The organism is Cysteiniphilum litorale, assembly GCF_003428165.1.
Taxonomy (GTDB): Bacteria; Pseudomonadota; Gammaproteobacteria; order Francisellales; family Francisellaceae; genus Caedibacter; species Caedibacter litoralis.
On sequence record NZ_QLIQ01000079.1, the window covers coordinates 1 to 5,290 of the forward strand.

Annotated in this window: 5 protein-coding genes; 4 read left to right on the top strand and 1 reads right to left on the bottom strand. The window is 40.6% G+C overall.

The features are described 5' to 3' along the window. Positions 1 to 150 precede the first annotated feature (150 nt). From DNJ75_RS14150 to DNJ75_RS14160, 3 genes are read left to right on the top strand one after another with little or no spacing between them, the layout of a single operon-like run. Positions 151 to 900: a 2,3,4,5-tetrahydropyridine-2,6-dicarboxylate N-succinyltransferase gene (locus DNJ75_RS14150; protein WP_117004090.1), complete on the top strand. Its 750-nt coding sequence runs from the start codon at positions 151 to 153 to the stop codon at positions 898 to 900. After that, a complete protein-coding gene (locus DNJ75_RS14155) occupies positions 900 to 2,108 on the top strand; it encodes a PLP-dependent decarboxylase (protein WP_117004091.1) in 1,209 nt (402 codons plus the stop codon). Before DNJ75_RS14150 ends, DNJ75_RS14155 begins: the two co-directional genes overlap by 1 nt. A 5-nt stretch (positions 2,109 to 2,113) precedes the next feature. Beyond that, the gene (locus tag DNJ75_RS14160; protein ID WP_191092903.1) at positions 2,114 to 3,223 is read left to right on the top strand and encodes a M14 family zinc carboxypeptidase; all 1,110 of its coding nucleotides are present in this window, start codon (positions 2,114 to 2,116) and stop codon (positions 3,221 to 3,223) included. A gap of 7 nt (positions 3,224 to 3,230) precedes the next feature. Here DNJ75_RS14160 and DNJ75_RS14165 read toward each other — a convergent pair whose 3' ends face one another. After that, on the bottom strand, positions 3,231 to 4,427 hold the full coding sequence (locus tag DNJ75_RS14165) for an FAD binding domain-containing protein (protein ID WP_117004093.1): 1,197 nt from the start codon (positions 4,425 to 4,427) through the stop codon (positions 3,231 to 3,233). A gap of 344 nt (positions 4,428 to 4,771) precedes the next feature. On the opposite strand from DNJ75_RS14165, the gene DNJ75_RS14170 reads away from it, so the two are divergent. Then, a complete protein-coding gene (locus DNJ75_RS14170) occupies positions 4,772 to 5,206 on the top strand; it encodes a DUF2608 domain-containing protein (protein ID WP_157968376.1) in 435 nt (144 codons plus the stop codon). Positions 5,207 to 5,290 lie beyond the last annotated feature (84 nt).

Genomic DNA, 5,290 nt, shown 5'->3' on the forward strand with positions numbered 1-5,290 from the left:
AAGCAAAGGTTGTAAGGTATCCATCGATGAGTTGCTCCTGTTTTTTAGCAACCCTAAGATATAGGGATAAACTTTGGTCTGCAGCTCATCCACAGCAAATTCTTACAAAATTCGGGAAAGTTCAGTAAATCAAAATAAGGAATACAAATGATGAGTTGGGAGAAAACCCTACAAGATTTACAAACAGGTAAACTGCGTTCAGCAGAGCGCCAAGAAAATGGTCAATGGCAAGCGAATATTGCGGTCAAAGAAGCGATTTTAGCGGCATTTAAAGCCGGTCAAAATACCGATTTTACTGAAAGTTACCAAGGCTTTGTTGATAAGCATAACTTAGTCCCAAGACGTTTTACTGTTGCCGATGGTGTGCGTTTGGTGCCAGGTGGATCAGCCGTAAGAACCGGTGCTTATATTGCGCCATCGGTAATCATTATGCCGCCGGCATATGTTAACACCGGTGCGTATGTTGATGAGGGTACAATGATCGATAGCCATGCATTAGTGGGGTCTTGCGCACAGATTGGTAAGCATGTTCACTTATCAGCAGGTGTGCAAATCGGCGGTGTACTTGAACCAATCGGTATGAATCCTGTCGTGATTGAAGATCATGTGTTTGTTGGTGCGGGAGCCGTCATTGTTGAAGGGATTGTTGTTAAAAGACGCGCGGTTATTGCGCCATCGGTAGTGTTGTCACGTGGCGTTAGCGTGTATGACTGCGTCAATGAGCGTATCCTTGATAAAGGTGAAGCCATTCCAGAAGGTGCTGTTGTCGTACCAGGCACAAGACCATTGGCACAAGCTTGGGCAAAGGCGCAAGGCCTACAAGCCGCATGCCCCATTATTGTTAAATATCGTGATGATAAAAGTGATCATGCGCTTAGTTTGGAGGAGGCATTGCGTTAATGGTTGATACCTTACACCACCATCAAGCATTAGTTGATTTAGCTAAAGAGATTGATGCGCCTTTTTTTTTCTATGATCTAGATGTTTTGCAATCGCATATAAAAACGTTACAAACATTACCCGTAACCCTTTGGTATGCGCTTAAAGCCAATCCTTTATCAGCGATTATTAGCACTTTAGATGATGAGGGAATGCGCTTTGATGTGGCGAGTATTGGTGAGCTTAATCAGGTACTAAAGCAAGGTGTTAATCCTCAAAATATCTTGCATACAGGCCCTGCCAAGTCGTATGAACAGTTAGGCTATTTTATTGATCAAGGTGTCAGACGGTTTGCCATTGAAAGTACGCAACAATTGCAAGATGTGCAGAGTATTGCCAATGAAAAGCAAGTTCATATTGATGTGTTGCTACGCGTGCAATTGCAATGGCATGATGGCGAAAAAAATGTCTTAGGTGGTGAGTGTGTCACACCATTTGGCTTGTCACCCAATGACTGGATTCTTTATTCAAAGAACCACGATCTTGATTGCCCATATATTAATATCCTGGGTTTTCATTGTTTTCAATGGGGTAACATCCTCTGTATAGACAAGCTTGAGAGGATCTGGTTTACGATTGCTGATGCATTACATGAATTGGCAGAGACGATGGGCATTGATTTGCGTGTATTAGATTTAGGTGGTGGTTTAGGTGTTGATTATCAACATGAAGGACAAGAGCTAAGTTTAGCTGAAATTAACGCATTGCTCCTAAAACTTAAAAGCCACTACCCACAAACAGATATTTGGCTTGAGCTTGGGCGCTATGCCGTTGCTAAGTGTGGCGTTTATGTCACTAAAGTAGTGGATCGCAAAACAGTTTATGAGCGAGACATGTTGGTATTAGCAGGTGGTAGCCAACATCTAATGCGCCCGACACTAACATCACAAGCATTTCCTGTGAGTCGTCTAAGAGAAAGTAGTGCCCAGCTATCTAAGATGCATTTGCATGGTGCATTATGTACTAGTTTGGATTATTTAGGGGAAGTGCAACTGCCAAGTGATACTAAGGCACAAGATCATATTATCTTTCACTATACCGGTGCTTATGGCTTTACTGAGAGCATGCCATTTTTTTTGTGTCATACGCTGCCAGCGGAGGTGACATATAACAAAGGGCTAATTAAGATATTAAGAAAAGCTGAAGCTGCGGGAGTCTGGCTCAAATGAGAGAAATGAAAAGTTATATCACAAAGTCGTTGCTTGAAGTGGGGCAAAATGCCTCAGGAGAGGCAGTCACGGTGACTAAATATAGTATTAAAGGTCAAGATGACAAGGCTAAGAAAGTTTATATTCAAGCAAGCATGCATGCCTCAGAGATTCAAGGTAATGCCGTGATTATAAATTTACTTAAGCACTTTCATGAAGAACAACCGCAAGGTGATGTTACGATTATCCCACAGTGTAATCCCTTTGGGCGTGACATGCTTATTGGTGCTGGACATCAGGGGCGTTTTGATGCAACCAATGGTGACAATTGGAATCGCTATTATTTTAAGCCTGAGATAGATTATAAGTCATTTGCCAAAGAGCATCTTAAAAGCGCTCAAGCAGAATATGCTACGGCACTGCGAAATGAGATTAGCGCGCAAGTGACAGCAGCGCTTAATAATGACTTTGGGTTGTCACGTGCGCGACGTTTGAACTACACCATGCAACTAGAGGCATTACAGGCTGATATTATTTTGGATTTGCATACGGACTCATTGGCGATTGATTATCTATATAGCCCGCAATATGCTAAAAATAGTGCCGAAGCGCTTGGGTTTGAGCATGTATTATTGATTGAGAATAAATGTAATGGTTCATTAGATGAAGCAGGATTTTATCCTTGGTGGAGTTTGCAACAGGCATTTACTCAATTAGGTAGAAATGAGCCTGTATTGGTAGATAGTTTCACCCTTGAGTTGGGTTCAGAAGAGTTGATTGAGCATAAAAAAGCGCAGATTCAATCTAATCGAATATTAAACTATCTAGCGACACAGCAAGTAATAGCTGCAAATAAAGCATACAAAGAAGCGTGCGCTAAGCATATTGGCTTTTATGATGAGGATTCTTTCCAAGCAGTTTACGCGCAATCTGGTGGCTTATATGAGTGGTTTGTTGCGGCAGGCGATACCTTTGATAAAGATCAGATAATAGGTCGATATTTGCAAATGGCAGATGCTAAAGAGTGTGAAATAAGTTACCCATTTGCTGGACTTGTGATCAGTGTTCATAGCAAAGGCGCGTTACAACGAGGGAGTCATTTGCTTAATGTGATTATTAATAAATCGCAGAGTTAATCTTAGATTATTTTTGTGCCTCATAGGCATACCATTGTTGATTTTGCATAATATCCACCCACCATTGATCCATTTTCTCTTGATTCATTAATTGCCATTCGGGGGTGTCAGTGACAAGCGCATGTCCAAAAATTTTGCCAAGCTCATATAATTTACGCTCATTATCATATTGTATTTTTGCCCACTGTTCTGTGGCGCGATCTAAATCATGCTGATTTTCTTGTAATTGTTGAAATAGAATAAGTGCGCTTTGCAAAGCTTTTGTCGCGCCACTTGCAGTATGTGGTCGTGAGATAAATGCAGCATCTCCAGATAAGCAAATACGTCCCTTTTTAAGTGCGGGGACTTGTGTGTCAAAGATGTTTTGAATAAAAGGTTTTGGTGTATCAAGTATCACTTTGGCAAAAACTTCAGGCATCATGTTGGCTAATTTCTTTAGCTCTTCAAAGTGCATTGGCTGAAGCTCGCGTGCTGCTAAGCTTGTGACTTCATTGCTGTTATTCGTGTTTAACAGTTTATTTTTATGTGCTTGATTTACCTTTTGATAGAGAACCCAATTCAAATCAACACTGCCATCTTGTTTGGGAATGTAGTAAGTTACAACATGCCCATACTCGTAGCAAAAATAATTAAGTCGATCAAATAGTGGTGGCTCGCTAACGTGTTTTTTTGCAATCACGCCACGCCAAGCGATGTAAGGTGCCTCGTTAAGTTTTGATTGAGGGAAAAGTGTTGTGCGACCAAGTGAATTAACTCCGTCACAACAAAATAGCCAATCTGCCTCTACGGTTTGCCCATTAGTGAGTGACAGTATGACCTTGTTTTGATCTTGCTCGATATGCGCCACACTCGCATCTTGTCGATAAATACCTTTTGGTAGGCGCTTATATAATTGCGTATAAATTTCTGACCAGTTGTGCGCGATCACATTCACAGGCTGTTGCCAGAAGACATCGGCATTGCGCTTGGCGTCGCTAACAATAAACTGTCGATCAATGATTTCAATATATTTGGCATCAGAATCAAATATATCATTTTGCACTAACATATTACGTAGATCTTTTGGAATACATATGCCGACACCGCGATCATCAAGTTGAGCGCCTGAGCGTTCATAAATGGTTACATCAAAACCTAGGCGTGACAATACCAACCCCATGGCGTTGCCAGCGATTGATCCGCCAATAATAGCTATCTTTTGCATAGTGTCCTTTTTCTCTTTTAACTTTCCAATGACATCAGCGGCATATTCTAAACAGAATGAGATAGTAATAAAACTGAAAGCTCCCTATTTTTTATTAAGCCCTTACATAGCCAAGTTTTAAAGGTCGCCATCCTGGCAAACTGGATTGCCGACTTCCCTGTCGACAATGACGTCATTGCTGCAGGATGCAGGCAATCCATCACCATGGATGGTAAGCTTAGCAAATCCATACTGTTAATTTTTTTGGGAGTTTACAGAATAAAAGCAAAAAGCCTTGCTACAAAAAAATACACAAACTTACGGTTTGTGCTAATATGCCTGCGGGAAATCTAAGAGGGTTAAAAATGATCAAGAAAATAACGATTATGTCATTGGCGTTGCTTAGCGTTGGTGCAGCTCAAGCGATGACAAATCAAGAAGTTAGTGTTAAAAATATCAAAGATATCGAACCATATGCTGCTAAGTTAAGCAAAGATTATGGCAAGTCCTCGGTGTGTATTGTTTATGATATTGATAATACCTTGCTGACGAATAAAGAAAAGTTTGCCAGCGAAGGCTGGGTATATTGGCAGGCATCAAAAAGTAATCCATATGCCAAACATTTATTAAGTGATCAAAGTGCGAATATTTATGATTTCTTGAATGCGGTGCGCTACTTTATCAATTATCAGCCGGTCGAAAGTGATTATTCTACCCCAAAGTGTCAATACAGTTTTTTAAAAATTCTTATTCCTACACATGTCATGCAACCTGCAATGTTTTTTGCGCCTGACTTTTAAAGTCAATAGCACCTTCTTTGTACACGTTCATTGGTTTTTTGTATCCCAAACTTTCATGAAATCTACGGTTATTATAAAAATCAA